Here is a 25511-nt window from a genome sequence, read left to right on the forward strand (position 1 = left end):
AGAATCCCTCGTCGGATTCTCCGGCCGTTGCCGTACGCGTTTCCGGAGCGGCGGGGAATCGTTACGCAGGGCGAAAGCGGCGCGACGGTCGCCGCCGACGCCTCTGTCCACGAAAGAAGAGGATTTCGATAATGAAGCTCACGAAGGTCGCCGCGGTCATCGCCGGCTCCGTTGCCGCGCTCGGCGCCGCCGCTCCCGCCTTCGCGGCCGCCGCGCCGGCCGCGATGCCCCCCATGAGCCTGACGAGCGGGGCCACCGAGGCCGTCAACTCGCTCGCCCCGGTCACCGAGTCGCTCCCGCAGACCCTGAGCAACGGGGTGGCCGAACAGGGCGAGACCGTCACCCAGGTCGTGGACACCGCGCAGCGCGTCAACAAGGTCCGCAACGATGCGCCGGGCGAGGTGCTCAAGGTGGCGAACGGGGCCACGCAGGCGTCCGAGCTCCTCGGCGGCGTGAAGCTCAACGGCGGGGCCGCCCACTGAGCGGTCGGGTCCCCCGCCCCCGGCGGGATCCGCGGGAACCGTGGGAACAAAAAGACCGTGGGCGCCACCGGCGAGGCCGGTGGCGCCCACGGTCAGGTGCGCCGACTGACGTCAGGCGTTGACGCAGGTGTTGCCGAACGCGGGGTTCAGCAGGGCGATCACGTTGACGGTGTTGCCGCAGACGTTGACCGGCACGTGAACGGGGACCTGGACCAGGTTGCCCGAGAGGACACCGGGGGAGCCCACGGCCGCGCCCTCGGCCGACGAGTCGGCCATGGCGGAGCCGGCGGCACCAGCCGCAGCGAGACCGGCGGAGGCCAGGACCAGGGCGGCCTTCTTGGCAGAGTTCATGGGAAGTGCACCTTCTGTTCGATGTTCTGCCCCGACGCGGGGCTCACACCGAGCGAAACGGTCCAGCCTCCCGGACGACACGGCCCCGCGCGCAATCAGACCTGTTCAGCTCAATAGTCGTAATCACGCGCGGTTTTCGGGCCGTCATCTGCTATGTGCCTGCCCGCTACGGGAGGCCGGGCACCTCCGGCACGATCTCCACCGGTGTCAGGACCGGGTTGGCCGGCAGTACCGGTGCCGGCTTGACCACTACCGGCTTCGCCGGGACGGCGGGCGCCACCGGCACCGCGGGCGCCGCCGGTACCGCCGGAACGGGAAGCGCCGGCTTGGAGACCGGGGCGGCCGGCTTGGAGACGGGGATGTCGGGGATGTCGGGGATGTCGGGGATCTCCGGAATCCCGGGAATCTCCGGGATCTCGGGGACGGAGGGGATCGGCAGTGCCGGGATGTCCGGGATCGTCGGGAGGTTCGGCAGGGTCGGCAGCTTGATCGGCGGGAGCGTCACCCCGGGCAGGAGGGTCTGGAGAGACTTGAGGAGTCCGTCCAGGGTCGCGGTGATCCCCGCGAGGAGGTCGTCCAGCGGGCCGGCGGCCGCCACGCGGCGGTCGATCTGCTGCTGGGCGGCCGCGACTCGTTTCCTGGCGGCGGCGGCCGTGTCACCGTCCGCGGCGCCCGCGGGGGCGACCGCGCCGGAGAGTATGACGACGGCGAGGGCCGACGGGACGAGGACGCGGATGCGGGACGGCTTCGTGCGGTGCATGGCGGTTCCTTACGGTGGTCGCACAGAGGCGGACCCGAGCGATCCGTCTCCTCACCCACCGTGCGAACACCTTCTACGGAGCGCAACCGGAGCTTGAGCGGCCCGGCCGTCCCTGGGCGCTTCGTACGGCCTTCGCGCACGCGTCCGCAGAAGGCTCACCCGGGGCGGGGAAATCCTCGGGCCGAGCGGGCCGTTTGAGTGAAGCAGCGGAACCAACCCCCGGGAAGGACAGTTGACCAGGGCGCTCCACTAGCGGGCACTCGTGCGACAAAAGGACCAATGATGCTCAAGAAGATCATGACTGCTGCCGCGGTCACCGCCGCTGCCGTCGGCGCGGGCGCTGCTGTTGCCGCCCCGGCCATGGCCATCGGCAACGACAACGGGATCAACACCGTCAACGGGAACGGTGCTCAGCAGATCTACGGCAACCAGAAGACCGAAGGCCCGCTGAGCCCGCAGCTCAGCCTGGTCCAGGGCACCCTCAACAAGCCCTGCATCGGCCTGCCGGTCAAGGTCAACGCGCAGTCGATCCTCGCGGCCCTCAACGTCGGCGTCCAGGACATCAACGTCCTGTCCAACCCGATGAACCAGCAGTGCACCGAGAACTCCACCCAGGCCAAGGGCGACGAGTCGCTCTCCCACATCCTGGACAACATCCCGGTCCTGTCGGGCAACGGCTCCATCGGCAGCTGATCCCCGCTCCCCCTGCTTTCCCGCGGCCCGGGCCCCTCGCGCCCGTGGAGCGATGTGACGAGGGCCCCGGCAGCCTCCAGCTGCCGGGGCCCTCGGGCGTGCCGGACGGCCACGGTCACCCGGTCCAGAACTCCCACCACCGCGTGAGGATCAGCATCCCGATCACGCCGATGTGCAGGGCGGGCGGGGCCCAGCCGAACTCGGTGAAGAAGGTCCGTACGGGGCCGGGCGCGGGCAGCGCGCTCGTACGGATGTTGTGCGCGGTGACCGCCCAGAACATCAGCAGGGTGGCGGCCCAGGTCAGACAGCACCACAGGCAGAGCGCGTTGATCTCGTACAGGGACTGGACCATCAGCCAGGTGCAGAAGCCGACTCCGAAGGCCATCCCGGCGTTCAGTCCCAGCCAGAACCAGCCGCGGTAGCGGGCGCCGGCCAGCAGGCCCGCGCCGACGCACACGACGGCCCCGAACGCGACCAGCCCCAGCAGCGGGTTGGGGAAGCCGAAGGCCGCCGCCTGGTCGCTCTTCATGACGCTGCCGCAGGAGACCACGGGGTTCAGACTGCAGGCGGGCTTGAAGTCCGGGTCCTCCAGCAGGAGGAACTTGTCGAGGGTGATCACCCAGGAGGCCAGCACCCCGGCGGCCCCGGTGAGCGCCAGCAGCCAGGCCAACGCCCGCGGGCCGGCCTCCGGTTCGCCCTCGTGTCTGCTGTGGGGCAGCCCCTGCTGGCGGGGAAGGCCCACTGTTTTCGTTGCCATACGGGCCATGTTCCCGCGCTCCGGCACAGACCCGGGCGAACCATGCTCATCCCGGGACAAGTTGACCTGAAGGGGTGGCGGGAACCCCGGATGCTTCCCGGACGTTTTACCGAACCCCGGACGTGATGTCAGAGCCAGGGGCTACGTTGAGCTTCCGCTAAGTCACAAGCTGCGACGGCCTGGAGACCCACCTTGAGCGATCCGTACGAGACAACCGAGGCGCACCTCGAGCGACTCCTGGGCCGCGCCCTCAACTCTTTCGACCTGCCGGACCGGTTGGTCGAGCGCCTCGGCTCGGCGCTCGCCCACAGCTCCTCGCTGTACACCACCCACCACAGCCCGGCGGCGGGACTGTGGCGGGAGACCCACCGGCACACGTACCTGCTGTCCGACGGCGGTTCGGTGTCCCTGTGGGAGCTGGTGTACCGGCTGGTGGGCGACCGGACGATCCGGCACGAGGTCTTCGTGAGCAAGGCGGAGGCCTGCCTGGCCGTGGCCCGGCTGTTCGGCGAGGCCCCGGCGGAGGCGGCCTTCGACCCGGCGCTGGATCCGGCGCTCGCCGCCGCCGAGGAGGAGCCGGACACCGATGTGGCGGCACTGAGCGCACTGTTCGCGGCGACCACGCCGGCGCAGCGGCACCGGGAGTACGCGGTGGAGGAGTCCGCCGACCACGCCCGCCGGGTGCTGCGGCGGGCGGAGAACCCGGACCGGCCCGGCGAGGGGACGGCGCTGCTGCTGAGGTCGGCGTACGCCCACCAGATCACCCAGGCGTTCGGCACCCGGCCGTTCACGGCGGAAGGGCGGGGAGCCGGATTCAACCTGTACGAGCACTCGTTCGTACTGCTGGACGGGAGCGAGCTCAGCCTGTGGGAGGTCGAGCACACGGCGACGCCGGACGGGAGGCACATGTGCGAGGTGTACGAGAGCGAGGCGGCCGCCCGCGGGGCGATGGAGCTGCGCGCGCGGGTGAGATGACGGCTTCCCGGGCGGACACGACCTCACTGGGCAATACACCTAGGGCAGGGCGGGAGCGGAGAGGCGGAGGTTCGGGGGCGGGTTCCCGGTGATGCGGACCGCCTCGGGGCGCAGGTCGGCGGGGGTCGGCATGGCGCTGCCGGGGAGCTGGACCGCGGCCGCGCCGTGGGCCAGGGCCGAGGCGAGGGCCTTGGGACCGGTCCCGCCCGCGATGAGGAACCCGGCCAGGGAGGCGTCGCCCGCCCCGACGTCGCTGCGGACGACGGCCACGGGGGCCGTGCCGTGGAAGGTGCCCTCGGCGCTCACCAGGAGCTGGCCGTCCGCGCCGAGCGAGGCCAGCACCGCAGCCGCGCCCCGGGAGCGGAGCTCCTGGGCCGCCCGGGTGACCTCGCCGAGGGTGGCCAGCGGGCGGCCGACCGCTTGGGCGAGCTCCGAGGCGTTGGGCTTCACCAGGTCCGGGCGGGCCGGCAGGGCGGCGGTCAGCGCCGGGCCCGAGGTGTCCAGGGCGACCCGGGCGCCGGCCTCGCGGGCGCGGGCGACCAGGTCGGCGTACCACTCGGGCGCCAGGCCGCGCGGGAGGCTGCCGCAGGCCGCGATCCAGTCGGGGTGGCCGGCGGCGGTGCGGACGGTCTCCAGCAGGAGGGCCGATTCCTCCGCGGTGAGTTCGGGGCCGGGTGCGTTGATCTTGGTGACGGTGCCGTCCGGTTCGACGAGCGCGATGTTGGATCGGGTCTGGCCGGCGACCGTCACCGCCGTGACGTCCACGCCCTGGACGCCCAGCAGTTCGGCGATCAGTGCGCCCGGGGCGCCGCCGAGCGGCAGGACCGCCGTCGTGAGGACTCCCGCGGCGGCCACCGCGCGGGAGACGTTGACCCCCTTGCCCCCGGGGTCGACGCGGTCGCCGGTGGCGCGCAGCACCGCGCCGCGCTCCAGCGGGGGGACCTCGTACGTCCGGTCGAGGGAGGGGTTCGGGGTGACGGTGAGGATCATACGAGCACGACTTCCGTACCGGCGGCCTCGATGGCCGCCTGCTGGGCAGGGGCGAGCCCCTGGTCGGTGATCAGGAGGTCCACGTCCGCGAAGGAGCCGAAGCACGCGAAGTGCTCATGGCCGGCCTTCGAGGAGTCTGCGAGCAGCACCACCCGGCGGGCGGCTGCCATCGCGGCCCGCTTGACGGCGGCTTCCGCGAGGTCGGGAGTGAAGAGGCCGTGCGACGAGAAGCCGTTCGCGGCGAGGAAGGCGACGTCGGCGCGGATCTCCGCGTAGGCGCGCAGGGCCCAGGCGTCGACGGCTGCCCGGGTGCGGTGGCGGACGCGGCCGCCGACGAGGTGGAGGTCGATGCCGGCGTGGTCGGCGAGGCGGGCGGCGACGGGCAGCGCGTGGGTGACCACGGTGAGCGCGCAGTCGACGGGGACGGCGGCGGCGAGGCGGGCGACGGTGCTGCCCGCGTCGAGGACGATGCTCCCGCCCTCGGGGAGTTCGGCGAGTGCGGCGGCCGCGATGCGGTCCTTCTCGTCGGCGCGGGTGGCCTCGCGTTCGGTGAGGTCCGGTTCGAAGTCGAGGCGGCCGGCCGGAATGGCCCCGCCGTGCACGCGGCGGACCAGGCCGGCCCGGTCCAGGGCATTGAGGTCGCGGCGTACGGTCTCGGCGGTGACCTGGAAGCGGTCGGCGAGGGAGAGGACGTCGATGCGGCCCGCCTCGTGGGCGAGCCGGAGGATCTCCTGTTGGCGTTCCGGTGCGTACATGTGGATTCACGCCCGTTTCTGCGGATTACGCCCCACTGTACGACGCGACCAGCGCAAACCAAAGCAAACGGGCACGCCCGCCAACAGAAGCGGACATGCCCGTCGGAAAGGTGCCGGAGTCGGCTAGCCGGCCGGGACCGCCTCGGGCGCGGCCGGGGCGTCCTGCGCGCCGCCCTCGCGCTCGTCCATCGGGATCTGCTTGCGCGGCAGCACGAACATCACCGCGAAGATCACGACGAGCACCGCCACGACCCACCACAGCGCACCGCGGAAGGCATCGACGTACGGTGCGCCGAGGACCCTGTCGTCCTCGATCGACCCGAAGAAGACGACCGAGGTCAGGGCGAGGCCGAGCGCGTTGCCCATCTGGCCGGTGGTGTTGATCAGGCCGGAGGCCGAGCCGGCGTGCTCGCGCGGCACCTGGGACAGGATGGTGTCGTTCAGCGGAGCGACGATCAGACCCATGCCGATGCCCATGACGACCAGCGGGGCGGCCATCTGCCAGGAGCCGATCCCCATGCCGTAGCGCGCGGACTCCCAGATGTAGAGGAGCAGGCCCGCGGCCATGACCAGCGCGCCGGCCTGGAGCACCTTGCGGCCGAAACGCGGGACGAACTTCTCGACCGAGAGGCCGGCGGCGACGGAGACGGCGATGGAGAAGGGGATGCCGGTGCTGCCCGCGTGCAGGGGGGTCCAGCCGAGGCCCATCTGCATGTAGAGCGTCCAGACCAGGAAGAAGATGCCGGTGGCCAGGCCGAAGGCCAGCTGGACCGCGATGCCGCCGGCGAAGCTCTTGACCTTGAAGAGGGAGAGCTCGACGAGCGGGGAGCCATCCTTCTTGATCTTGTACTTCTCGTACGCGATGAAGGCGGCGAAGACGAGCGGCGACGCGATCATGCAGACGAAGCCCCACAGCGGCCAGCCGTTCTCCCGGCCCTGGGTGAGCGGGAAGATCAGCAGGACCAGCGCGAGGGTGGCGAGCACGACGCCGACCAGGTCCAGGCGCAGTGCCTGGGGGGCCTTGGACTCGGAGATGAACTTGCGGCCCAGGATGACGGCCGCGATGCCGACGGGCAGGTTGATCAGGAAGATCGTGCGCCATTCGAGGCCGAAGAGGTTCCACTCGGTGAGCAGCGCGCCGAGCATCGGCCCCGAGACCGCGCCGAGGCCGACGATCGCTCCGAACATGCCGAAGACCTTGCCGCGCTCCTGGGGCGGGAAGGTGACGTGGATGATCGCCAGGACCTGCGGGACCATCAGCGCCGCCATGCCGCCCTGGAGGAGGCGGGAGGCCACGAGCATGGCGGGGTCGGCCGCGATGCCGCAGAGCAGCGAGGCTGCGGTGAAGCCGGCAACGCCGACGAGGAAGAGACGCTTGCGGCCGAAGATGTCACCGAGACGGCCGCCGGTGATCAGGCCGGCGGCGAAGGCGAGCGCGTAGCCGGCGGTGATCCACTGGATCGCGCTGGTCGAAGCGCCGAAGTCCTGGCGCATGCTGGGTATCGCGATGTTGACGATCGTGACGTCGACCAGGTCCATGAAGGACGCGGTCATCACGATGGCGAGCGCCAGCCAACGGCGGCGGTCGGCGGTCGGGCTGGGTGTCTCGGTGGTCATGGAGAGAAACTTAGACGGGATCTAGGTCAGATGGTGTCCTATTTCCCATGGCAATGTGGATCGTATGACCGACACCCCGGCACGGCTGCTGACCCTGCTCTCCCTGCTCCAGACCCCGCGCGAATGGCCCGGGAGCGAGCTGGCGGAGCGCCTGCGGGTGAGCCCGCGCACGATCCGGCGCGACATCGAGCGGCTGCGGGAGCTCGGGTACCCGGTGGAGGCCACGCTGGGCGCGGAGGGCGGGTACAGGCTGGTGGCGGGGGCCGCGATGCCTCCGCTGCTGCTGGACGACGAGGAGGCGGTGGCGATCGCGGTGGGGCTGCGGGCGGGCGCCGGACACGCGATCGAGGGGGTCGAGGAGGCGTCCGTACGGGCCCTCGCGAAGCTGGAACAGGTCCTGCCGGGACGGCTGCGGCGCCGGGTGGGCGCGCTGCAGTCGGCCACGATCGCGGTGACCCGCGGGGACGGGGCCAGCATCGATCCGCGCACGCTGACCACGATGGCGGCGGCCGTGGCGGGGCCGGAGCGGCTGCGGTTCGCGTACCGGGCGCGGGACGGGGCGGACTCCCGGCGGCTGGTGGAGCCGTACCGGCTGGTGAGCACGGGGAGCCGGTGGTACCTGGTGGCGTACGACCTGGACCGGGGGGACTGGCGGACGTTCCGGGTGGACCGGGTGGCGGAGCCGTTCGCCACGGGCGCCCGGTTCACGCCGCGGGAGCTGCCGATGGACGCGGCGGAGTTCGTTCGGCGCGGGCTGCACGGCGGGGAGACGTACGCGGTGGACGTGTCGTTCGCGGCCCCGGCCGAGGTGCTGCCGGGGTGGCTGCGCCAGTATGCCGAGCCCGTGGACGGGGGCTGCCGGGTGCGGTTCTCCAGCGGGGATTCCCCGGAGTGGGTGGCGGCCCGGCTGGCGCTGACCGCGGTTTCCTTCACGGTGCACACTCCGGACTTCCTGGCCGCCGCGGCCCGCGCGCTGGCGTCCCGGCTCACGGCGGCCGTACCCCCGCAGGGGTGAGCAGGGGCAGGCCGGGGTGAGCCGGGTACGAGGGAGCCCCCGGCGCCTGGGGGGGATAGGCACCGGGGGCTCGTTCAGGGGCGGCCGCGCCGCGGGGGCTCGGCCGCGGGCCGGGTCAGGCCACCGCGTCGAAGCCCGTGTCGCGGGCCATCCGCTTCAGCTCCAGCAGGGCGTGCTTCTCGATCTGGCGGATCCGCTCGCGGGTCAGGCCGTGCTGCTTGCCGACCTCCGTCAGGGTCCGCTCGCGGCCGTCGTCGATGCCGTACCGCATCTTGATGATCGAGGCCGTGCGCTGGTCCAGCTTGCCCAGCAGGTCCTCCAGCTCCTCGCTGCGCAGGAGGGACAGGACGGACTGCTCCGGGGAGATCGCGGAGGTGTCCTCCAGGAGGTCGCCGAACTGCGTCTCGCCCTCGTCGTCCACGGACATGTTCAGACTGACCGGGTCGCGCGCCCAGTCCAGTACGTCACCCACGCGCTTCTCCGTCGAGTCCAGCTCGGCGGCGATCTCGGCGTGCTCCGGGTCCCGGCCGTTCTCGCGGTTGAACTCGCGCTGGACGCGGCGGATCCGGCCGAGCTCCTCGACCAGGTGGACGGGGAGGCGGATGGTGCGGGACTGGTCGGCGATGGAGCGGGTGATGGCCTGGCGGATCCACCAGGTGGCGTACGTGGAGAACTTGAAGCCCTTGGCGTAGTCGAACTTCTCGACGGCGCGCACCAAGCCGGCGTTGCCCTCCTGGATCAGGTCGAGCAGGGGCAGGCCGCTGCGCGGGTAGCGGCGGGCGACGGCGACGACGAGGCGCAGGTTGGAGCGGATGAAGATCTCCTTGGCCCGCTCCCCTTCCGCGGCCAGCGCTTCCAGCTCCTCGCGCGCCGGGCTCTCGCCCTCGCGCTCCATCTCGCCGTCGAGGATCTGCTGGGCGTACACGCCCGCCTCGATGATCTGCGAGAGCTCCACTTCCTTGGCCGCGTCGAGCAACGGGGTGCGCGCGATCTCGTCCAGGTACATGCCCACCAGGTCGCGGTCGGCGATCTCCCCGCCCACAGCGCGGGCGCTGCCCCTGGACTGACGACGGGCGACGGCGCGGGTTGCCATGCGTGCTCCCTTGCAATGAGTTAGGTCGCGGTGCGGCTACTGGAACGCGGCTCTGCGTCCCTGGACACTCTCCCGAGTGCCCGCTTCCGAAGGAAACAACGACTGGAATCGGGACAGAATTCCCACGTTGGTCTCTCTTTTTGGGGATCTTGCAGTATCCTGCTCCGCCACCGCGCTCACGTGACCGTCGTCACACTCCGCGGCACCTGCCGTGGCCTGCGCACTCCGCCCTTGAAGACGACCCTCGCCCGCTTCTGGTTGCCTGGCCCGGCCAGCGAATCGCTCGATACACGACAAGTGGCCCATCCACCCCAAACCGGCGCCCGCCCTCGCAGCCTCGCCCCACCCGTCCGAACGAGAGGGCGGGCATATTCCCGCGGCATGGTCGGCCACCTCCTGGCTTCGAAGGGTCGCTCGTGCCGCCCGGCCGGCGACGCCCAGACCGAGAGGAGGCGCTGCACCATGACCGCGCCGTCGGACCCGGACGACGTCCCGTGGCAGGCACGGAAGGCCATGGAACTCCCCGAGGGCTAGGTTCACCGTCGGCGAGGACGTCACCGGGCCCGGCGGGACGGGCCGAACGCGAACAAAAAGACCGACCCCGTGCCGTTCGCATGCGAACGGCACGGGGTCGTCAGTCATTCCCGGGGTTCCCCGAGCCGCGTCAGTGGGCGATCACCGGAATCTTCACATCGGCGTCCGCACCCGCGCCGTCACCGGAGGCGACCGGACCGCCGACACCCGGCCGGCCCGTGGTGATCAGCGTCAGCGCGATGGTCGAGCTGGCGACGAGGATGCCGACGGCCCACCAGATGGCGCTGGAGTAGCCCTCCACCATCGCCTGGGCCTGGATCAGCTTCGCCGCCGGGCCGCCCGCCGCGACCGCGGCCGCGTGGTCGGTCAGGTACGCGGTGGTCGCCGAGGCGGCGATCGTGTTCAGCAGGGCGGTGCCGATGGCGCCGCCCACCTGCTGCGAGGTGTTGACCATGGCGGAGGCGACACCGGCGTCGGCCGGGTTCACCCCGTGCGTGGCCAGCGACATGGCCGGCATGAACGCCGTACCCATGCCCAGGCCCAGCAGCAGCTGCGCCGGCAGGATCAGCGCCGGGTACGAGGACCCGACCTCCAGCTGGGTCAGCAGCAGCATGCCGGTGGCGGCGAGCAGGAAGCCCGGGCCCATCAGCAGCCGGGGCGCGACCCGGGTCATCAGACGGGCGCCGATCTGGGTGGAGCCCGTGATCATGCCCGCGATCATCGGCAGGAAGGCGAAGCCGGTCTTGACCGGCGAGAAGCCCTTCACGACCTGGAGGTAGTACGTGAGGAAGAGGAACAGGCCGAACATCGCGATGACGGCCAGGCCGAGCGAGAGGTAGACACCGCCGCGGTTGCGCTCCAGCAGGACGCGCAGCGGAAGCAGCGGGGACTTCACGCGGGACTCGACGAGCACGAAGGCCGCGAGCAGCACCGCCGAGGCGACGAACATCGTCACGGTGAGGGCGTCCGACCAGCCGGCCGGCTCGGCGCGGGTGAAGCCGTAGACCAGCGCGACGAGGCCGGTGGTGGACAGGATCACGCCGGGGATGTCGAGCGGCGCGCGGTTGCGGCCGCCGGCGGGCTCACGGATGATCATCCAGGCACCCGCGGCCGCGACGATCGCGAACGGGATGTTGACGAAGAAGGTCCAGCGCCAGTTCAGGTACTCGGTGAGGAAGCCGCCGAGGATCAGGCCGACGGCGCCGCCGCCGCCCGCGATCGCACCGTAGATGCCGAAGGCCTTGGCCCGCTCCTTGGCGTCGGTGAACATGACGGCCAGCAGGGAGAGCGCGGCCGGGGCCAGCAGTGCGCCGAAGGCACCCTGGAGGGCGCGGGCACCCAGCATCATCGCCTCGCCGTTGGCGGCGCCGCCGAGCGCGGAGGCCAGGGCGAAGCCGATGAGGCCGACGATGAAGGCGTTCTTGCGGCCCCACTTGTCGGCGATGCGGCCACCGAAGAGCAGCAGTCCGCCGAAGGCCAGCGCGTACGCGGTGATGACCCACTGGCGGTTGCCGTCGGAGATGCCGAGGTCGGTCTGGGCGGACGGGAGGGCGATGTTCACGATCGTCGCGTCGAGGACGACCATCAGCTGGGCCAGGGCTATGAAGACGAGTGCCTTCCAGCGACTGGGGTCGGCAGCCAGCGGCGCGGGCGCGGCTGTTTTCGGCATGGGGATACCCACTTACTGTGCGGAATGACTGAAACGTGATCTTTAAGACTGTTTAAGACGGGTTTACGACGCTAGCGGGCGCAGCCCGGGGCGTCACATGGTTTTCCGCCTCAGGTCCTCAAGGGTGGCCGCCTCGCCCGGCAGTTCGGAGCGGGCCGGCGCCCGCAACCCGTCCAGGAAAAGCTGGAGATGGCGGTGGACGAACCCGTCCACGTCCATGCAGGTGATGCCCGGCAGCGGCCGGCTGAGCTGGGAGAGGGCGATCATCAGATCGCCGACGCCGATGTCCGTGCGGACCAGCCCGGCCCCCTGCCCCGCGGCCACCAGCGTCTCGACGGCTTCCGCCAAGGCCTCGCGGGCCGCGATGAGTTCGGGGTGCTCGTGGTCGAAGTCCCCTGCGAGCATGGGACACAGGGCGCCGATCCGCTCGTCCGCCGCGGCGTGCGTGAAGCGGCACAGCGCGGCGAAGGCGTCGGCCTCCTCGACGAGGGAGTCCTCGGCCTGGACGGTGACCCGGTCCATGACGAAGAGCACGACGTGGTGCACCAGGGCCGCCCGGTCGGGGAAGTGCCGGTAGAGGGTCGCGTTGCCGACTCCCGCCCGGCGGGCGATCTCGTCGAACGGCGCCGCCGCGCCCTGCTCCACGAGCACCTCGCGCGCCGCCACCAGGATCCGCTCACGGTTGCGGACGGCGTCCGCGCGCGGCCGCGGCACCCGGGTGGGCGCCGTGGCCGACGTTTCCGCCCGGTCCGCCGCCCGGTCCGCCGCCCGGTCCGCGGACGGGTCCGTCGGCAGGTCCGCGGCCGCCGCCGGGGCGGACAGGACCGCCACCGGGGTGGTGGGGCGCTTCATGCGAGGCCTCCTGGCCTGAGTCTCGTACCCGCTCCCCAAACGGGGAGCCGGTCCCCGCTTTGCGGGACTCACGTACAAACGGGGATCGCGTCCCCGGTTATTTCACTCTCTTGTGTGACCTGGGTCACATCACGGTTCCCGTTCGGACGTACTCGACGCGCGGGCGCGCCGCAGCCGACGGAGGGTGATCGAACAGAGCGCAGTCCGGGCCCGGCCGGCTGCCGCGGACCCGAAGGCGATCTCCATGCCGCAGACCCGCCACCGGATACGCAGACCACACCGCGCCGGCGCGTACATCGGCCTCACCGTGCTGGCCCTCGGTGTCACGGCCACCGCGAGCACCGGGATATCCAGCCGCAGCCACTCCGCGGCCGGACCCGTGGCCACGAGCGCCGAATCCGCTCTGGCGCCCTGCCGGATCACCGGCGCGATGGGCGTCCAGATGTCCGAGGGGCTGCCGACCCCGCCCGGGTACTCCCGCTCGACCGGCGAGATCCGCGCGCTGAACCTGATGATCGACTTCCCGGACGCCAAGGGCGAGGGCACCGCGCTGGACCGCATGTCGGAGTTCTTCCCCCAGACCTCCGACTGGTTCCGCACCAGCTCCTACGGCCGGCTCACGTACCGGGCCGAGGCGCCGATAAGGACCTGGCTGCGGATGCCGATGCCGTTCGCCGCGTACGGGATCGAGCGCGGATCCGCGTACGAGCCGGGCTACCGGCAGCTCGTCGAGCACATCGCCAAGGCCGCCGACTCGGAGGTGGACTTCAGCCGCTACGACCTGGTCAACGTCCTGGTCACGCCGAACGCCGGACCGTCCGCCCTGGACACCGTGCTCTCGGTCACCTTCTCCGGCAACGCCGAGGCCCCGATGGCCGACGGCGTCCCGCTCGCCAACACGTCCTTCGTCTACAGCCGCCAGGACGACGGCTCGGGCACCTACCGGGAGACCGGCTACCGGGTGCTCCCGCACGAGAACGGGCACGTCTTCGGGCTGCCCGACCTGTACACCTCCGACGGCGGGGGCACGGTCGGGCACTGGGACATCATGAGCGAGGACTGGGGAGCCAACAACGACCTGCTGGGCTGGCACAAGTGGAAGCTGGGCTGGCTGGACAGCTCGCAGATCAGCTGCGCCGCGAAATCCGGCGTCAGCGACCACACCCTGACCCCGCTGGCCGTGGAGGGCGGCACGAAGCTGGCCTTCGTACCGCTGTCGGAGACCGCCGGGTACGCGATGGAGGTGCGCACCCGGGCCGGGAACGACGAGGCCGTCTGCAAGCCCGGCGTACTGATCTACAAGGTGGACTCCCAGGTGGACACCGGCCGCGGGCCCGTCACCGTCTCCGACAGCGCGAGCGGCAGCGGCGGCTGCACCCGGCGGCCCAACGTGCACGGGGAGCTGTCGGACGCGCCGTTCCGGCCGGGCGAGACCTTCACCGACGAGCAGGCCGGCGTCAGCATCTCGGTGGTGGGCGAGCTGCGCAACGGCAGCTTCCAGGTCCGGATCACCCGCCCCTGAGGCGCCGCACGACCGCCCACGACCACACGACCGAGGAGACACAGGATGACGACCGGCACCCCCGAAGAGCGGCTCGCCGCGGCCGGGTTCACCCTCCCGGAGGCCCTCGCCCCGCTGGGCGCGTACGTGCCCGCCCTGGTCAACGGGCATTACGTGTACACCTCCGGCCAGCTCCCGATGGCCGACGGCGCGCTGCTGCTGACCGGGAAGGTCGGCGCCGAGGTCACCGAGGAGCAGGCCAAGGCGCTGGCCCGGCAGTGCGCGCTGAACGCGCTCGCCGCCATCGCCTCCGTGGCCGGTGACCTGTCCGCCGTCAAACGGGTGGTCAAGGTGGTCGGCTTCGTGGCCAGCGATCCGCGGTTCACCGGCCAGCCGGGCGTGGTCAACGGGGCCAGCGAGCTGTTCGGCACCGCTTTCGGCGACGCGGGCATCCACGTGCGGAGCGCGGTGGGCGTGGCGGTGCTGCCGCTGGACGCGCCGGTCGAGGTGGAGGTCGTCGTGGAGCTGCACACCCCGATGGGCATCTGAGGCCCGTACCCGACAGGGCCTGCGGTCAGCCGGCCGCTCCGCCGCGGTACTCCTCCCAGGTCCACAGGAGCTGGCGGCGGGCCAGGACACCGACGGCGTACCGGCGGTACTTGGCGGTGCCGCGTACGTCGTCGATGGGGTTGCAGGCCGCGGCCGCGAGATCCCCGAACTGCTTCGCGATCGACGGGGTGATGACCTTGCGGGACTCCCAGAACCCGCCCTCGTCCAGGGCCGCGGCCAGGAACTCCTCGGCCGTCTTCGCCCGGACCGGCGTGGGCGCCGCCGAGCCGATGCCCGTACGGACGCTCCGCGTCGCCGGGTGCAGGGCCAGGCCGAAGGCGCAGACGGCGATGACCATGGCGTTGCGGGTGCCGACCTTGGAGAACTGCTGGGGCCCGTCGGCGGTGGCCACGTGCACGGCCTTGATCAGCTCGTCGGGGGCGAGGGCGTTGCGCTTGACCCCGGTGTAGAAGGCGTCGATCGGGATCAGCCGGGAGCCCCGTACGGACTCCACCTCGACCTGCGCGCCGGCCGCGAGCAGCGCCGGGTGGGCGTCACCCGCCGGGGACGCCGTACCGAGGTTGCCGCCGACGCTGCCGCGGTTGCGGATCTGCGGGGAGGCGACGGTGTGCGAGGCGAGGGCCAGGCCCGGGAGCTGGATCCGCAGGTGTTCCATGATCTGCGTGTACGGGACGGACGCGCCGAGCCGTACGACGTCCTCGCCGACCTCCCATTCCCGCAGCAGACCGATGCGGTTCAGGTCCATGAGGTACTCCGGCCGGCGATGGTCGAAGTTGATCTCGACCATCACGTCTGTGCCGCCGGCGATGGGCACGGCGGCGGGGTGCTCGGCCTTGGCGGCGAGCGCCTCCTCCCAGCCGGCGGGGCGAAGGAATTCCATGGGTGTCCCATGGACCGGAGTGTTCGACCTCAAACCGAATCAGGCGGAATTCCCCCGGTCATCGGGCTGATGCGGACCTTCGTTGAACGTGATCCTGCCGAAATCCCGCCCTTGGATGACCTTGTCGTGGAAGATACCGCCGCTGATGCTGATCGAGATCGACGGAGCCTGCTCGGCATCCCGCCAGCCCGGGTTCACCTCGTCCAGCAGCTCCGTGAGCTCCCGTACGGCCCCCTGATCGGCCTCCAGGACCGTCCGCAGGCGCTCCCGCCAGTCCTCTTCGAGCTGCTCCACTGCCGCCTCGTCGCCGTCGGCTCGGGCCAGCAGGAGCTCGGCGCGCGAGGAGCGGAGCTCCGGTTCCGAACGCCCGAGGAGGCGGGCCAGTCGCCCGCTCGTATAGGTCCAAGCGTCCGACGCCATCAGCCCGATGACGGTCGTCGCCCCCGCGGTCACGAGTGCACCCACATCCATGCGGCCCAGGCTAGCCGTAGGCTGGCGGCGGCGGGAACGGATCGGGGAAGTGGGGCAGGGTGCGGGTGGGGACGGAGCGGGGGCTGCCGGAGCACCGGTGGCTCACGGTGCCGGCCACGCGCACGGTCCTCGGCGTCATCCACAACGTCACCTCGGCGACGCGGCTGCTGGACGTGCTCGCCGTCTTCGAGGGCGACCCGCGCGTGCGCGTGGTGTTCGCCTGCACCGGGTCGTCGCAGCTGGACGGCGGGGTCGCGGAATTCGCCGCCGCGCACGGGCTTTTCCTCATTCCCTGGGAAAGGGCACTGGCGGAGAAATTCGACCTGGCGGTGAGCACCAGTCGCGGTGGAGATCTTGAGGAGATATCCGCACCACTCATAGGCGCCCCGCACGGGGCCGGATACAATAAAAAACTCATCCGGAATCCGGAATCCGGAATCCGGAATCCGGAATCCGGAATCCGGGGCAGGGGCCGGGGCCGGGGCCGGGGCGTTCGGGCTGTCCGCCGAATGGCTGCTCCACGACGGGGAGGTCGTCCCCTCCGCCATCGTCCTCTCGCATGAGGAACAGCACGCCCGCCTGCTCCGCGACTGCCCCGAGGCCGCCCCGTACGCCCACGTCACCGGCGACCCCTGCGCGGACCAGCTCGACGCCTCCGCGCCCTTCCGTACGGAATACCGCGAAGCCCTCGGAATCCGACCCGGGCAGAAGCTCCTCCTGATCACCTCCACCTGGGGGCCGGATTCCGTTCTGGGCGCCGCCGCCGATTCCGTACGCCGGGCGCTCGCCGAATTGCCGTACGACGAATACCGAGTCCTGGCCGCCGTCCACCCCAATGCCTGGTACGGCCACGGCGGCTGGCAGATCCGGAATTGGCTGGAGCCCTGCCTGCGCGCCGGGCTCCTCCTGCCGCCGCCCGCCGGGGACACCTGGAAGGCCGCGATCTGCGCCGCGGACGCCTTCCTCGGCGACCACGGCTCCCTCTCGCTGTACGCCGCCGCCCGCGGGCTGCCCGGGCTGCTCGCCTCCTTCGGCGCGGACACCGTCGCCCCCGGTTCCCCCATGGCCTGGCTCGGCGAGCGGCTCCCCCGCCTGGATCCGGTCAGCCCGCTGGCCGCACAGCTGGACGGGGCCGTCACCCTGCCGTCGGCGGCGGCCCGCATCACCTCGCGCCCCGGGCGCTCCCTGGCCCTGCTCCGCGCCCTCTGCTACCGCCACCTCGCCCTGCCCGAGCCGGAGTCCGCGTGCGTGCCGCGGCCCGTCACGGTGCCCGAACCCGGACCGCCGCGCACGCCGGTGGGTCCCGCGCTGTACGTCGACACCCGGATCACCGGCCGGGAGGTGGCCGTACGCCGCTACCCGGCCGAGCTGCAACGCGGGGCCGCCGCCCACCTCAGCCCCGACGTGCACGCGGTGGCCGACGCCGCCGAGCCGGATCCGCGGCTGCGCCGCCTCGCCGACGTGCTGGTGGCGCGGGTCGGGACGGATCCGGCGGCGGTGCTCGCCCGGAACCCGGGATGCGCCCTGGTCGCCGGGCCCGGGGCGCGGCTGCTGCTGCGGGACGGGAGGGAGTTCGAGGTGCCGGGCGGGGTGGATCCGGCGCCGGCGGGGTCGGCACTGCTGGCCCTCCTCGGCGAAGGGCTCGACCCCGAGGCGGAGTTCACGCTCCGGGTCGGTGGCGCCGACTCAGTCCTGCGCCTGCGCCGCGCCTCGGGCGAGGCGCATGCGGGCCTCCTCGGCCCGGATGCTGCGCAGTGACCCGTACAGCTCCAGCGCCTCCTGCCAGTCGGCCCGCGCGGCCGCCGGGTCGCCGAGGGCCGCGCGTACGTCTCCCCGCACGAGCACGGCGTCGGCCCGGTTGAGCGTGGGAACGGCGAAGGCCTCCAGGGCGGCCGCGAGCGGTTCGACCGCCTCCTCGGGGCGCCCGGCCGCGAGGCGGGCCATGGCCTGGCGCAGCCGGGTCTTCGCCGCGTTCCCGGTGTCCGGCTCGGTGAGCGCGAGGAAGCCGCGCAGGGCCTCGGCCAGGTGGGCGGCGGCCTGTTCGTGCCGGCCGGCCGCGCTCGCCGCGTTGCCCTGGTGATACTCCAACAGGGCCCGGCCGCGCGGGTGTTCCAGGTCTCCGAGGGCCGCCAGGGCCTGCCCGTACAGTTCGGCGGCCGTCTGCGGATCGCCCTGCAGGGCCGCGATCCGGCCGAGCCCCTCCAGGGCGGAGGACTCGGTCCGGGCGTGCCCTCCGGCGCGGCGGGCGCTCTCGCGGGCCGCGTCGTAGTGCGTGCGGGCCTCTTCGAGGTCCTCGGCGGAGCCGCGGTCGGTGAGGGCGAAGGCCAGCTCGAAGTGCATCCGGGCGAGGAGGAGTCCGTCGCCGCCGCGGCCGGCGGCGTCGGCGGCGAGCCGGGCGATGCGGATCCACAGGGCGTGGTGCCCGCGGTCGAGGAACAGGCCGTGGACGGCCTCGGCGAGCAGGCAGAGCTGCACCGGTTCGATCCCGGGCAGTTCGGCGACGGCGAGGAGGTTGTTCCGGTCGGGCTCCAGCGCCTCCAGGGCCTCGCCCTTGTCGCGGAACACGCCGGTGAGCGGGCCGGGTTCGGCGAAGAGGGCGCCGGTCCGCCAGCGCCCGGAGATCCGCAGCTCGGCGGCGACCGCCCGGCGCAGGTACCAGTCGATGACGCGCGGCACGTCGGAGGGATCGGGGGCGGCCAGGATCTGGGCGTGGCCGTGGACGACCCCGTTCAGCCGGGAGCGCCGGGGCCCGGACCGCTCCAGCAGGCCGGCCGCGTACAGGGGGCCTCGTACGCCGGGCGCCAGCTCGTCGAGGAGCGCGTCGGCGAACTCGGGACCGGGGTGGACCCCCAGGAGGCGGAATCCGCGCTGCACTTCGGGGTCGAGGGCCTCGTAGGCGAGGTCGAAGAGGCGGCGGGGCATTTCGAGCGCCTCCAGGATGTTCTCCCGTGCGACCCGGGCCGCCAGCCCCTCGACCCCGTCGAACGCCGGATCGGCGGCACTGGCCGCGGCGATGCGGACGACGTACGGGAGCCCGGCCGAGGCCCGCAGCACCGTACGCAGCGCGTCCCCGGCCGGTACCGGTACGTCCTCCCCCGCGACGGTGCGGAACAGCTCGGCGCACGCCTCCTCGTCCAGCTCGGGCACGACGAGCCGCACCGGCAGCCGCCCGCCGAAGGAGCCGAGCCGGAACCTGCTGGTCAGCACCACCATGCTGCCGGGATGGCCGGGCAGCAGCCGGTCCACGTCCACCTGGGCGGCGGAGAGGACCCCGTCGAGGACGACGAGCGAGGGCAGCTCGGCGGTCAGGCTGCGGAAGCGGGCGGCCAAAGTGTCCTCAGTGGCCGGGAGTTCGGCGCGGGGCGTGCCGAGCACCCCGATGAACGATTCGAGCACGGCGGCGGTGTCGGTGGGGGCGGCGAGCCCCCGGGGGCTCATGTCGGCGTAGAACACCCCTCCGGGGAAGGCGTCCTTGTGCTGCTGGGCCCAGTGCAGGAGCAGCCCGGTCTTGCCTACGCCGACGGTGCCGTGCAGCAGTACGAGGAGCGGCGCGCCCTGGCCGTCCCGCCCGGCGAGGAGCCCGTCGAGCCGCTCCCGCAGGGCCTCGCGGTCCACGAACCCGTCGGGGCCGAAGGGCAGCATGCGGGGTACGGGCGGGGCCATGGGCCCATGGTGAACCACCTGGGCGTCCCGGCCCATGAAGACGGGGCCGTTGAAGGTGCCGCCGGAGATGGCGCTGCTCACCGAGTCGTCCACGCCCGCAGTCTCCCAGCCCGCCCCGCCCGGACGCCCCCCTTCCGCCGGATCATGGCCGATAACCACCGCCGCCCGACCCCCCATCCGGGCAGAACCTGCTGGCGCACCCGACCCGTGGATGAGGCCTACAGCTGTGCGGCCGGGACGACGCGTTCGTCGTCCCGGCCGCACAGGAGGGCGTTCTGCCGTGGTTACTCGAAGGAGAGGGAGCCCTGGCCGGGCTGGCTGAGGTAGTTCTGCCAGCCGGAGGAGAGGGGAAGGTTGGCGCCGAAGCTGGTGCCGGAGCCCAGGTGGGTGGCGACGGTGCCATCGGTGCCCTGGATGATCAGGTCGGCCTTGCCGTCTCCGTTGATGTCCGCGTAGTAGAGGCGGCCCTGGCCGGGCTGGCCGAGGTAGTTCTGCCAGCCGGAGGAAAGGGGAAGGTTGGCGCCGAAACTGGTTCCCGAGCCCAGGTGGGTGGCGATCGTCCCATCGGTGCCCTGGATGACGAGGTCGGCCTTGCCGTCTCCATTGATGTCAGGGAAGGAGAGCCGGCCCTGGCCGGCCTGGCTGAGGTAGTTCTGCCAGCCGGAGGAAAGGGGGAGGTTGGCGCCGAAACTGGTGCCCGAGCCCAGGTGGGTGGCGATCGTCCCATCGGTGCCCTGGATGACGAGGTCGGCCTTGCCGTCTCCGTTGATGTCGGGGAAGGAGAGGCGGCCCTGGCCGGGCTGGCCGAGGTAGTTCTGCCAGCCGGAGGAGATCGGCACGTTCGCGCCGAAGCTGGTGCCGGAGCCGTTGTTGAAGTGGACGCCGATCGTGCCGTCGGTGCCGTGGACGAGCAGGTCCTTCTTGCCGTCTCCGTTGATGTCGGCGTAGTACAGGCGGCCCTGACCGGCCCCGCCCAGGAAGTTCTGCCAGCCGGCACTCACCGTGGTGCTCGCACCGAAACTCGTCCCCGAACCCGGACGGAGCCCGATCGTGCCGTCCGTGCTCAACACCATCAGATCGGCCTTGCCGTCACCCGAGATATCCGCACGGGTAGAGGTGTCCTGGATGTTGTCGTAGCGGCGGGGGCTGAAGGTGCCGTGGCCGCTGTAGTAGGGGTAGGGGATGCTGTGATGGACGGCACCGCTACCGCCGGACTCCTCCAGCGCGTCGTACGTGGAGTGATCGGAGCTGGTCCATCCGTTGAAGATGACGACATGGCCGTTGGCGCCCGAGTCGGGGTTGAGGAGGATGTCGCCCGGCTTGAGGGACTCCTTGGCGATGGAGGAGGTGTAGTTCAGCAGGGTGCCGGTGGTCTCTCCCCAGTTGTTCCCGCTGGAGGAGTCCAGGTGCCAGGCCATGGAGACGAAGCCGGAGCAGTCCGTCCGGTACTTGCCGTTGGAGTCCGTGCGGTAGCTGGTCATGCTGTACGGCACGCCTGCGTCGACCCACGACTGGGCCCGGTCGATGACCTCCGCCCGGCTGATGCTGCCGCCTGCCGAGGAATCCGCGGCCAGAGTGGCGAAGGCGCCGACAGCTGCGGGTGCCGCGACCTTCCCCGATCTGGCGGCTGCGGCCAACTGCGCCGCCGAGGCGGTGGTCGGGTTGGGAACCGTCGGGGTGAATGGGGTCAGAAAGCCCGAGTTCGCTGCGCTGGACGCGGCGGCGGCAGACGCCGTCGGAGTATCGGCGACGGCTTGGCCGAGCGTCGCAACGGTGACCGCACCGACGACCGCTATGGACAGGGCGAGGCGATTAATCATGTGCATGTCAGAATCCTTGGTGAGTGCAAGCAGCGGAGGTTCTCCGGGTACGGAGACCCAAGAGGCGGAACTGCGAAGAGAGTGGGAGGGATCGCTGTCCTGCAGGTGCAGCGATCCGGTGGATCGTGAAGGCCGGGAAAAGGGGCGACGCGCCCTCCTGGAGCGAGGCGGTGGCACGGGGTCCCGGCCTTCGGCTTCAGCCCGCGGTGCGTCAGTCGGGAGTGGAACCGACGACGTATCCGAGGCGGCCGATGGAAACTACGGCGTTCGACAGGAGACTGTGGGCGCGGTCCGCCGCGACGGCTTCGGTATCGGCGCGGACGAACAGGACGAGCGCGATACCGTGCGGCACGGCGCGGGCGCGGATGTGTTCCAGGGCGTGGTCCGCGTGGGCGTTCGCCCAGAGGAGGTCCTGCATCAGGTGGGCGTCCCTGTGGGTGCCCGCACTACCGGCCGCGCTGAGAAGGTGAGCTTCGACCAATCGCAACAGCCTCAGTCCCAACCGATGCCGTCGCCGAGGGATGCGCCGGTGGGTGCCACAACCGACACCCCGACGCTGTCCCATCCGATGCCGCCGGCGAGCGGCCGACCGGTCGCGGTCGCGGTCGCGGTCGCGGTCGCCGTCACCGTGGACACCGGCTTGCCGTCCCAGCCGATCCCCGTGAGGCCGGTGGCGAGTGCTCCGTTCAGCACCACGGGTGCCGCCAGTGCGGACAGCGTCAGCGAAAGGGCGGCAGGAGCGAACAAGCGAGTGGTCCAAGACATGGCGGTCCCCCGGGATGGCCGTGCGGCGATTGAGTGGAGTACGACGAGTGACGAGTGCGGATCAGCGGTCCTACGGCCAGGTGGCCCGGCGGGATCCGTGCTCCCCGCCGCTCTTCTGGTGAGCACCATCCTGTTCGAGCGCACCGCCGTCCGGAAGGCGTTCACCCTGGCACCAAGTGGCCTGACTGCATGGTGCCAAGTCGCCCAGTAGAACTGATGGTTCGCGTCCGCTTGTGATTCACTTCCGCGCCCTGAGATGATCACGCGACAGACGGCACCCTTGGTCTGTTCGATTCGGCTGGGGGGCTGAACGCATGCTGGAGTTCTTGGGGCTGGACAGTCGTACAGAGGCGGTCTACCAGGCGATGCTCGCCAGACCTGCCGGCGGAGTGGCCGAGCTGTGTGAGCTGCTGGGCCTGCCGGAGAGCACGGTCAGGGGGTGCCTGGACCAGCTCGCCGATCTGCAACTGCTGGGATCCTCGCGGGACAACCCCGGCGCATTGCGGGCGGTCAGCCCGGAGCGCGGACTGGAACTGATCCTGCGCCGCCAGGAGGACGAACTCCTGCGCCGCCAGCAGGAACTGGCGCTCGGCAAGGCGGCCGCGGCGCGGGCCGTGGCCGAGTACGCCTCCTTGCACCCCGACGCCGCTGCCGGCGCCACGGAACGGCTGGTCGGGCTCGACGCCATCCAGGCGAAGCTCGAAGTGCTCACGGAGACGCTCACCCGGGAGTGCCTGTCCGTCATGCCGGGTGCCGCCCAGTCCCAGTCCAGCCTCGACGCGTCACGCCCGCTGGACGAAGAGGCGATGGGCCGCGGAGTCAGCATCCTGACGCTCTATCAGGACAGTGCGAGAAACGACCCGGCGACGTACGCCTATGCCCGGTGGATGACGGAGCAGGGCGGAATGGTCCGCACCTGTCCCGTCCTGCCGCCCCGCCTCCTCGTCTTCGACCGCGAAGTCGCGATCGTGCCCCTCGATCCGTCCAGCAGCCGTCTGGGCGCGCTGTGCACCAGAGAGCCCGGCATCGTGGCCTCCCTGGTCGCCCTCTTCGAACAGACCTGGCACACCGCCGTCCCCCTCGGCACTGCCCAGCCGCAGGGCACCCACACAGGTCTCACCCCCGGCGAGCAGGAACTACTGAGGCTCCTCGCCGCCGGAATGACGGACGAGAACGCCGGCAAACGCCTCGGCATCTCCCTGCGTACTGTCCGCAGGCAGATGGCCGCGCTCATGGAACGCCTCAACGCCTCCAGCCGCTTCGAAGCGGGACTGAAAGCCGCGCAGAGTGGCTGGCTCTGACGGTCTCGTGCAGCGCTTGATCAGGGAAGCTCGTTCGATCACCACACTCGGTGATCGGCAGGAATACCCGCACCGCCACCCTCACCCGGCCGTCCTCGCGAGTGTCGTCCGGGGCACCCTCACCCTCCTCCAGGCAACCGCTGCAAGCGATCGCCGGGGCACCGCCGACTACGGCCGCCCTCCGCCCTGCCTGGCGCCCCCGCACACATCGCAGCAGCCCTTACCCCCTGGGCCGGAGCCGCACCGGCAGGCCCACTCGGCGGCCACGACCGGCAGAACGGCCCTGCCTGATCTTCGTCCTGGGCTTCGCCCTCTCGCAGAATGCCACCAGCCACCAGGTCCACATCGAAGCCCGCAGCAACGGCCGGCAGGAGCTCCGCGTCGCCTGACACACGCCTCCACCTGACGACGGCCGCACCCACCCCAGGGTGCGGCTCCACAAACGCACCCGGCCTCCGCGCCCACCACCCCAGACCTTCAGAACCCCCAGGTCACGACCCTGCCCTCGCCTCAGCCCCGCTCCTGCGGCAATCCATGCGACCACTCCCAGCACGATCCGCTAGGCTGTCAGCGGTCAGTCGACTACCGGGCGTGTGCCGGGGAAAGTGTCCGCGAGGACATCTCCACCTGGGTGTGCGCACGTCATCCGACCGGCATGCTTGTCGAGGCAACTCGTGTGATCCCTCTGGGGTTTCCGACAAAGCTTCCGACAAACCCCCGCCTTCGTAGCTCAGGGGATAGAGCACGGCTCTCCTAAAGCCGGTGTCGCAGGTTCGAATCCTGCCGAGGGCACATCGGAAAGGGCACCTACTGGATCAGTAGGTGCCCTTTCGCGTGCCGCGGTGGTGGGGGTCAGGCCACCAGGTCGGCGTAGAAGATGACGTTGTTGGTGCGGTGGCCGTCCTTGATCTCGCCGCCGCAGGTGAGGAGGCGGAGCTCGGGGCGCCGGGTCTCGCCGTAGACCTTGTCGGTCGGGAAGTCCTTCTTGTTGACGTCCTCGATCTCGCGGATCTTGAACTTCGCGGTCTTGCCGTCCTCGCGCGGCACCTCGATCAGGTCGCCGAGCTTGATCTTCTTGACGTCCTTCATCAGCGCCGGGCCGTGCTTGGTGTCGAAGTGGGCGACGAGGACGGAGACGCCCTTCTCGCCCGGGGTCGCGCCCTCGGTCCACCAGCCGGGGTTGTTCGCGTCCGTGTCGGCGTTGGGGACGCCGAGCTCGCCGGTGGTGGCGTCCACCTTGAGGTCGACCATCTTCTTCGCGTCCACGCCCGCCGCGTCGATCTTCATGCCGGTCGGTTTCGACGGGGGGAGGGCCGTTGTCGCGTTGGCCACGGGGGCCACGGGGGCCACCGCGGACGCGTTGCCGACCTTGGGGTCCGGCGGGAGTTTGCTGCCGCCGGCACCGCAGGCGGCCAGGGCGCCCGTGACGGACAGCGTCAGGGTCGTCGTCACGATCGCGCGGCGCGTGCGGGGCATGAGGGTGCTGGGCATGGTGTTCTCCGGGACGGGGAAGGGCGGTGTGGGCGGGCTCAGCCCTCGGTGCGGCGGCGGCGCAGCGTCGCGAAGCCGAGGCCGGCGGCGCCCGCGGCGGCCAGGCCGGCGCCGCCCGCCATCAGCACGGCGCCGTCCGCGGAGGGCTTCGCCGCAGAGGGACCGGACGGCGCGGCGGGTGCGTCGGCAGCGAAGGCCTGGGCGGTCGGGAGGGCCAGTGCGGTGACGGCACCGGCGGCGACGGCAGCGGTACGGAAGGTGGCGCGCATGGTGGGTTCCCCTCAGGTCGGCGTCGCCCGGCCGCGGTCTCGGTCGGTCCGGCTGTCCGCTTCCTTCGGTGCGGGTGCGGTTCGGCCTGGCGACAAACCCGACGTTACGAGGGCCATGTTTTGGTAATCCGTCGGTAATGTAACGGTTGTCCGGATGCTTGGGCACGACCCCATGAAGGACCAAAGTCCCTGGTGAGGGGCGTACGAAAGCCCTCCCGGCCGGAACCGGGAGGGCTG

The 25511-nt window shown here is 71.5% G+C and carries 25 protein-coding genes and 1 tRNA gene; 9 read left to right on the plus strand and 17 right to left on the minus strand.

Annotated features, from left to right (window positions below):
- Positions 1 to 131 precede the first annotated feature (131 nt).
- Positions 132 to 482 (plus strand): hypothetical protein, encoded by a 351-nt coding sequence (locus ACIQU4_RS13075; RefSeq protein WP_403728820.1) that lies wholly within the window; start codon positions 132 to 134, stop codon positions 480 to 482.
- Between the two features lie 111 nt (positions 483 to 593).
- Here ACIQU4_RS13075 and ACIQU4_RS13080 read toward each other — a convergent pair whose 3' ends face one another.
- Together ACIQU4_RS13080 and ACIQU4_RS13085 are read right to left on the minus strand one after the other, a co-directional pair.
- The gene (locus ACIQU4_RS13080) at positions 594 to 833 is read right to left on the minus strand and encodes a chaplin (protein WP_403728821.1); all 240 of its coding nucleotides are present in this window, start codon (positions 831 to 833) and stop codon (positions 594 to 596) included.
- 166 nt (positions 834 to 999) lie between these two features.
- Entirely contained in the window at positions 1000 to 1593 is a 594-nt protein-coding gene (locus ACIQU4_RS13085; protein WP_403728822.1) for a hypothetical protein, read from the minus strand.
- Positions 1594 to 1875: 282 nt separating this feature from the next.
- On the opposite strand from ACIQU4_RS13085, the gene ACIQU4_RS13090 reads away from it, so the two are divergent.
- Positions 1876 to 2286 (plus strand): rodlin, encoded by a 411-nt coding sequence (locus tag ACIQU4_RS13090; RefSeq protein ID WP_403729604.1) that lies wholly within the window; start codon positions 1876 to 1878, stop codon positions 2284 to 2286.
- A 115-nt stretch (positions 2287 to 2401) separates the two neighbouring features.
- On the opposite strand, the gene ACIQU4_RS13095 is transcribed toward ACIQU4_RS13090, so the two are convergent.
- A complete protein-coding gene (locus tag ACIQU4_RS13095) occupies positions 2402 to 3043 on the minus strand; it encodes a vitamin K epoxide reductase family protein (RefSeq protein ID WP_403728823.1) in 642 nt (213 codons plus the stop codon).
- Between the two features lie 192 nt (positions 3044 to 3235).
- Between ACIQU4_RS13095 and ACIQU4_RS13100 the strand changes: the two genes are divergently transcribed.
- The gene (locus tag ACIQU4_RS13100; protein ID WP_403728825.1) at positions 3236 to 4018 is read left to right on the plus strand and encodes a DUF6227 family protein; all 783 of its coding nucleotides are present in this window, start codon (positions 3236 to 3238) and stop codon (positions 4016 to 4018) included.
- Between the two features lie 39 nt (positions 4019 to 4057).
- On the opposite strand, the gene pfkB is transcribed toward ACIQU4_RS13100, so the two are convergent.
- The 3 genes from pfkB to ACIQU4_RS13115 form a co-directional block, all read right to left on the minus strand.
- The gene (pfkB, locus tag ACIQU4_RS13105) at positions 4058 to 5008 is read right to left on the minus strand and encodes a 1-phosphofructokinase (protein ID WP_403728827.1); all 951 of its coding nucleotides are present in this window, start codon (positions 5006 to 5008) and stop codon (positions 4058 to 4060) included.
- Positions 5005 to 5763 carry a DeoR/GlpR family DNA-binding transcription regulator gene (locus ACIQU4_RS13110; protein ID WP_403728829.1) on the minus strand — a complete coding sequence of 253 codons (759 nt, stop codon included), beginning with the start codon at positions 5761 to 5763 and terminating at the stop codon, positions 5005 to 5007. Before ACIQU4_RS13110 ends, pfkB begins: the two co-directional genes overlap by 4 nt.
- 123 nt (positions 5764 to 5886) lie before the next feature.
- The gene (locus ACIQU4_RS13115; RefSeq protein WP_403728831.1) at positions 5887 to 7380 is read right to left on the minus strand and encodes an MFS transporter; all 1494 of its coding nucleotides are present in this window, start codon (positions 7378 to 7380) and stop codon (positions 5887 to 5889) included.
- A 64-nt stretch (positions 7381 to 7444) separates the two neighbouring features.
- Here ACIQU4_RS13115 and ACIQU4_RS13120 point away from each other — a divergent pair, with 64 nt between their 5' ends.
- A complete protein-coding gene (locus tag ACIQU4_RS13120) occupies positions 7445 to 8395 on the plus strand; it encodes a helix-turn-helix transcriptional regulator (protein ID WP_403728833.1) in 951 nt (316 codons plus the stop codon).
- A 115-nt stretch (positions 8396 to 8510) separates the two neighbouring features.
- Here ACIQU4_RS13120 and ACIQU4_RS13125 read toward each other — a convergent pair whose 3' ends face one another.
- From ACIQU4_RS13125 to ACIQU4_RS13135, 3 genes are all read right to left on the minus strand, one after another.
- Entirely contained in the window at positions 8511 to 9488 is a 978-nt protein-coding gene (locus ACIQU4_RS13125; RefSeq protein ID WP_403728835.1) for an RNA polymerase sigma factor RpoD/SigA, read from the minus strand.
- Between the two features lie 664 nt (positions 9489 to 10152).
- The gene (locus tag ACIQU4_RS13130; protein WP_403728837.1) at positions 10153 to 11691 is read right to left on the minus strand and encodes an MFS transporter; all 1539 of its coding nucleotides are present in this window, start codon (positions 11689 to 11691) and stop codon (positions 10153 to 10155) included.
- Between the two features lie 93 nt (positions 11692 to 11784).
- Positions 11785 to 12543: a TetR/AcrR family transcriptional regulator gene (locus ACIQU4_RS13135; RefSeq protein ID WP_403728839.1), complete on the minus strand. Its 759-nt coding sequence runs from the start codon at positions 12541 to 12543 to the stop codon at positions 11785 to 11787.
- Between the two features lie 244 nt (positions 12544 to 12787).
- Here ACIQU4_RS13135 and ACIQU4_RS13140 point away from each other — a divergent pair, with 244 nt between their 5' ends.
- Both ACIQU4_RS13140 and ACIQU4_RS13145 read left to right on the plus strand, forming a co-directional pair.
- Positions 12788 to 14065, plus strand: coding sequence for a M6 family metalloprotease domain-containing protein (locus ACIQU4_RS13140; protein ID WP_403728841.1), 1278 nt, complete (start codon positions 12788 to 12790; stop codon positions 14063 to 14065).
- Positions 14066 to 14110: 45 nt separating this feature from the next.
- The gene (locus ACIQU4_RS13145; protein WP_403728843.1) at positions 14111 to 14593 is read left to right on the plus strand and encodes a RidA family protein; all 483 of its coding nucleotides are present in this window, start codon (positions 14111 to 14113) and stop codon (positions 14591 to 14593) included.
- Positions 14594 to 14618: 25 nt separating this feature from the next.
- Here ACIQU4_RS13145 and ACIQU4_RS13150 read toward each other — a convergent pair whose 3' ends face one another.
- Both ACIQU4_RS13150 and ACIQU4_RS13155 read right to left on the minus strand, forming a co-directional pair.
- Positions 14619 to 15494 carry an FAD binding domain-containing protein gene (locus tag ACIQU4_RS13150; protein WP_403728845.1) on the minus strand — a complete coding sequence of 292 codons (876 nt, stop codon included), beginning with the start codon at positions 15492 to 15494 and terminating at the stop codon, positions 14619 to 14621.
- Between the two features lie 39 nt (positions 15495 to 15533).
- Positions 15534 to 15965 (minus strand): hypothetical protein, encoded by a 432-nt coding sequence (locus tag ACIQU4_RS13155; protein ID WP_403728847.1) that lies wholly within the window; start codon positions 15963 to 15965, stop codon positions 15534 to 15536.
- Between the two features lie 792 nt (positions 15966 to 16757).
- Here ACIQU4_RS13155 and ACIQU4_RS13160 point away from each other — a divergent pair.
- Positions 16758 to 17723 (plus strand): hypothetical protein, encoded by a 966-nt coding sequence (locus ACIQU4_RS13160; protein WP_403728849.1) that lies wholly within the window; start codon positions 16758 to 16760, stop codon positions 17721 to 17723.
- Here the strand turns inward: ACIQU4_RS13160 and ACIQU4_RS13165 are convergent.
- The 4 genes from ACIQU4_RS13165 to ACIQU4_RS13180 form a co-directional block, all read right to left on the minus strand.
- Positions 17652 to 19721, minus strand: a complete 2070-nt coding sequence (locus ACIQU4_RS13165; protein WP_403728850.1) for a tetratricopeptide repeat protein — start codon at positions 19719 to 19721, stop codon at positions 17652 to 17654. The two genes, ACIQU4_RS13160 and ACIQU4_RS13165, sit on opposite strands and share 72 nt — an antisense overlap.
- A gap of 191 nt (positions 19722 to 19912) precedes the next feature.
- On the minus strand, positions 19913 to 21454 hold the full coding sequence (locus tag ACIQU4_RS13170) for an FG-GAP-like repeat-containing protein (protein WP_403728851.1): 1542 nt from the start codon (positions 21452 to 21454) through the stop codon (positions 19913 to 19915).
- Between the two features lie 205 nt (positions 21455 to 21659).
- Positions 21660 to 21866, minus strand: coding sequence for a hypothetical protein (locus ACIQU4_RS13175; protein WP_403728853.1), 207 nt, complete (start codon positions 21864 to 21866; stop codon positions 21660 to 21662).
- 74 nt (positions 21867 to 21940) lie between these two features.
- A complete protein-coding gene (locus ACIQU4_RS13180) occupies positions 21941 to 22213 on the minus strand; it encodes a hypothetical protein (protein ID WP_403728855.1) in 273 nt (90 codons plus the stop codon).
- A 314-nt stretch (positions 22214 to 22527) separates the two neighbouring features.
- Between ACIQU4_RS13180 and ACIQU4_RS13185 the strand changes: the two genes are divergently transcribed.
- Positions 22528 to 23514, plus strand: coding sequence for a LuxR C-terminal-related transcriptional regulator (locus tag ACIQU4_RS13185; protein ID WP_403728856.1), 987 nt, complete (start codon positions 22528 to 22530; stop codon positions 23512 to 23514).
- A 719-nt stretch (positions 23515 to 24233) separates the two neighbouring features.
- Positions 24234 to 24306 (plus strand) — tRNA-Arg (locus tag ACIQU4_RS13190).
- 60 nt (positions 24307 to 24366) lie between these two features.
- On the opposite strand, the gene ACIQU4_RS13195 is transcribed toward ACIQU4_RS13190, so the two are convergent.
- Positions 24367 to 25005, minus strand: coding sequence for a sortase domain-bontaining protein (locus ACIQU4_RS13195; RefSeq protein ID WP_403728857.1), 639 nt, complete (start codon positions 25003 to 25005; stop codon positions 24367 to 24369).
- A gap of 38 nt (positions 25006 to 25043) precedes the next feature.
- Positions 25044 to 25274 (minus strand): hypothetical protein, encoded by a 231-nt coding sequence (locus ACIQU4_RS13200; RefSeq protein WP_403728858.1) that lies wholly within the window; start codon positions 25272 to 25274, stop codon positions 25044 to 25046.
- Positions 25275 to 25511 lie beyond the last annotated feature (237 nt).

Origin of the sequence: Streptomyces sp. NPDC090741 (assembly GCF_044769045.1) — a bacterium.
Taxonomy (GTDB): Bacteria; Actinomycetota; Actinomycetes; order Streptomycetales; family Streptomycetaceae; genus Streptomyces.

Coding starts and splice junctions, on each gene's coding strand:
- ACIQU4_RS13075 (WP_403728820.1), top strand. CDS start 132: ATGAAGCTCACGAAGGTCGCCGCGGTCATCGCCGGCTCCGTTGCCGCG.
- ACIQU4_RS13080 (WP_403728821.1), bottom strand. CDS start 833: ATGAACTCTGCCAAGAAGGCCGCCCTGGTCCTGGCCTCCGCCGGTCTC.
- ACIQU4_RS13085 (WP_403728822.1), bottom strand. CDS start 1,593: ATGCACCGCACGAAGCCGTCCCGCATCCGCGTCCTCGTCCCGTCGGCC.
- ACIQU4_RS13090 (WP_403729604.1), top strand. CDS start 1,876: ATGCTCAAGAAGATCATGACTGCTGCCGCGGTCACCGCCGCTGCCGTC.
- ACIQU4_RS13095 (WP_403728823.1), bottom strand. CDS start 3,043: ATGGCAACGAAAACAGTGGGCCTTCCCCGCCAGCAGGGGCTGCCCCAC.
- pfkB (WP_403728827.1), bottom strand. CDS start 5,008: ATGATCCTCACCGTCACCCCGAACCCCTCCCTCGACCGGACGTACGAG.
- ACIQU4_RS13110 (WP_403728829.1), bottom strand. CDS start 5,763: ATGTACGCACCGGAACGCCAACAGGAGATCCTCCGGCTCGCCCACGAG.
- ACIQU4_RS13115 (WP_403728831.1), bottom strand. CDS start 7,380: ATGACCACCGAGACACCCAGCCCGACCGCCGACCGCCGCCGTTGGCTG.
- ACIQU4_RS13120 (WP_403728833.1), top strand. CDS start 7,445: ATGACCGACACCCCGGCACGGCTGCTGACCCTGCTCTCCCTGCTCCAG.
- ACIQU4_RS13125 (WP_403728835.1), bottom strand. CDS start 9,488: ATGGCAACCCGCGCCGTCGCCCGTCGTCAGTCCAGGGGCAGCGCCCGC.
- ACIQU4_RS13130 (WP_403728837.1), bottom strand. CDS start 11,691: ATGCCGAAAACAGCCGCGCCCGCGCCGCTGGCTGCCGACCCCAGTCGC.
- ACIQU4_RS13135 (WP_403728839.1), bottom strand. CDS start 12,543: ATGAAGCGCCCCACCACCCCGGTGGCGGTCCTGTCCGCCCCGGCGGCG.
- ACIQU4_RS13140 (WP_403728841.1), top strand. CDS start 12,788: ATGCCGCAGACCCGCCACCGGATACGCAGACCACACCGCGCCGGCGCG.
- ACIQU4_RS13145 (WP_403728843.1), top strand. CDS start 14,111: ATGACGACCGGCACCCCCGAAGAGCGGCTCGCCGCGGCCGGGTTCACC.
- ACIQU4_RS13150 (WP_403728845.1), bottom strand. CDS start 15,494: ATGGAATTCCTTCGCCCCGCCGGCTGGGAGGAGGCGCTCGCCGCCAAG.
- ACIQU4_RS13155 (WP_403728847.1), bottom strand. CDS start 15,965: ATGGATGTGGGTGCACTCGTGACCGCGGGGGCGACGACCGTCATCGGG.
- ACIQU4_RS13170 (WP_403728851.1), bottom strand. CDS start 21,454: ATGCACATGATTAATCGCCTCGCCCTGTCCATAGCGGTCGTCGGTGCG.
- ACIQU4_RS13175 (WP_403728853.1), bottom strand. CDS start 21,866: ATGCAGGACCTCCTCTGGGCGAACGCCCACGCGGACCACGCCCTGGAA.
- ACIQU4_RS13180 (WP_403728855.1), bottom strand. CDS start 22,213: ATGTCTTGGACCACTCGCTTGTTCGCTCCTGCCGCCCTTTCGCTGACG.
- ACIQU4_RS13185 (WP_403728856.1), top strand. CDS start 22,528: ATGCTGGAGTTCTTGGGGCTGGACAGTCGTACAGAGGCGGTCTACCAG.
- ACIQU4_RS13195 (WP_403728857.1), bottom strand. CDS start 25,005: ATGCCCAGCACCCTCATGCCCCGCACGCGCCGCGCGATCGTGACGACG.
- ACIQU4_RS13200 (WP_403728858.1), bottom strand. CDS start 25,274: ATGCGCGCCACCTTCCGTACCGCTGCCGTCGCCGCCGGTGCCGTCACC.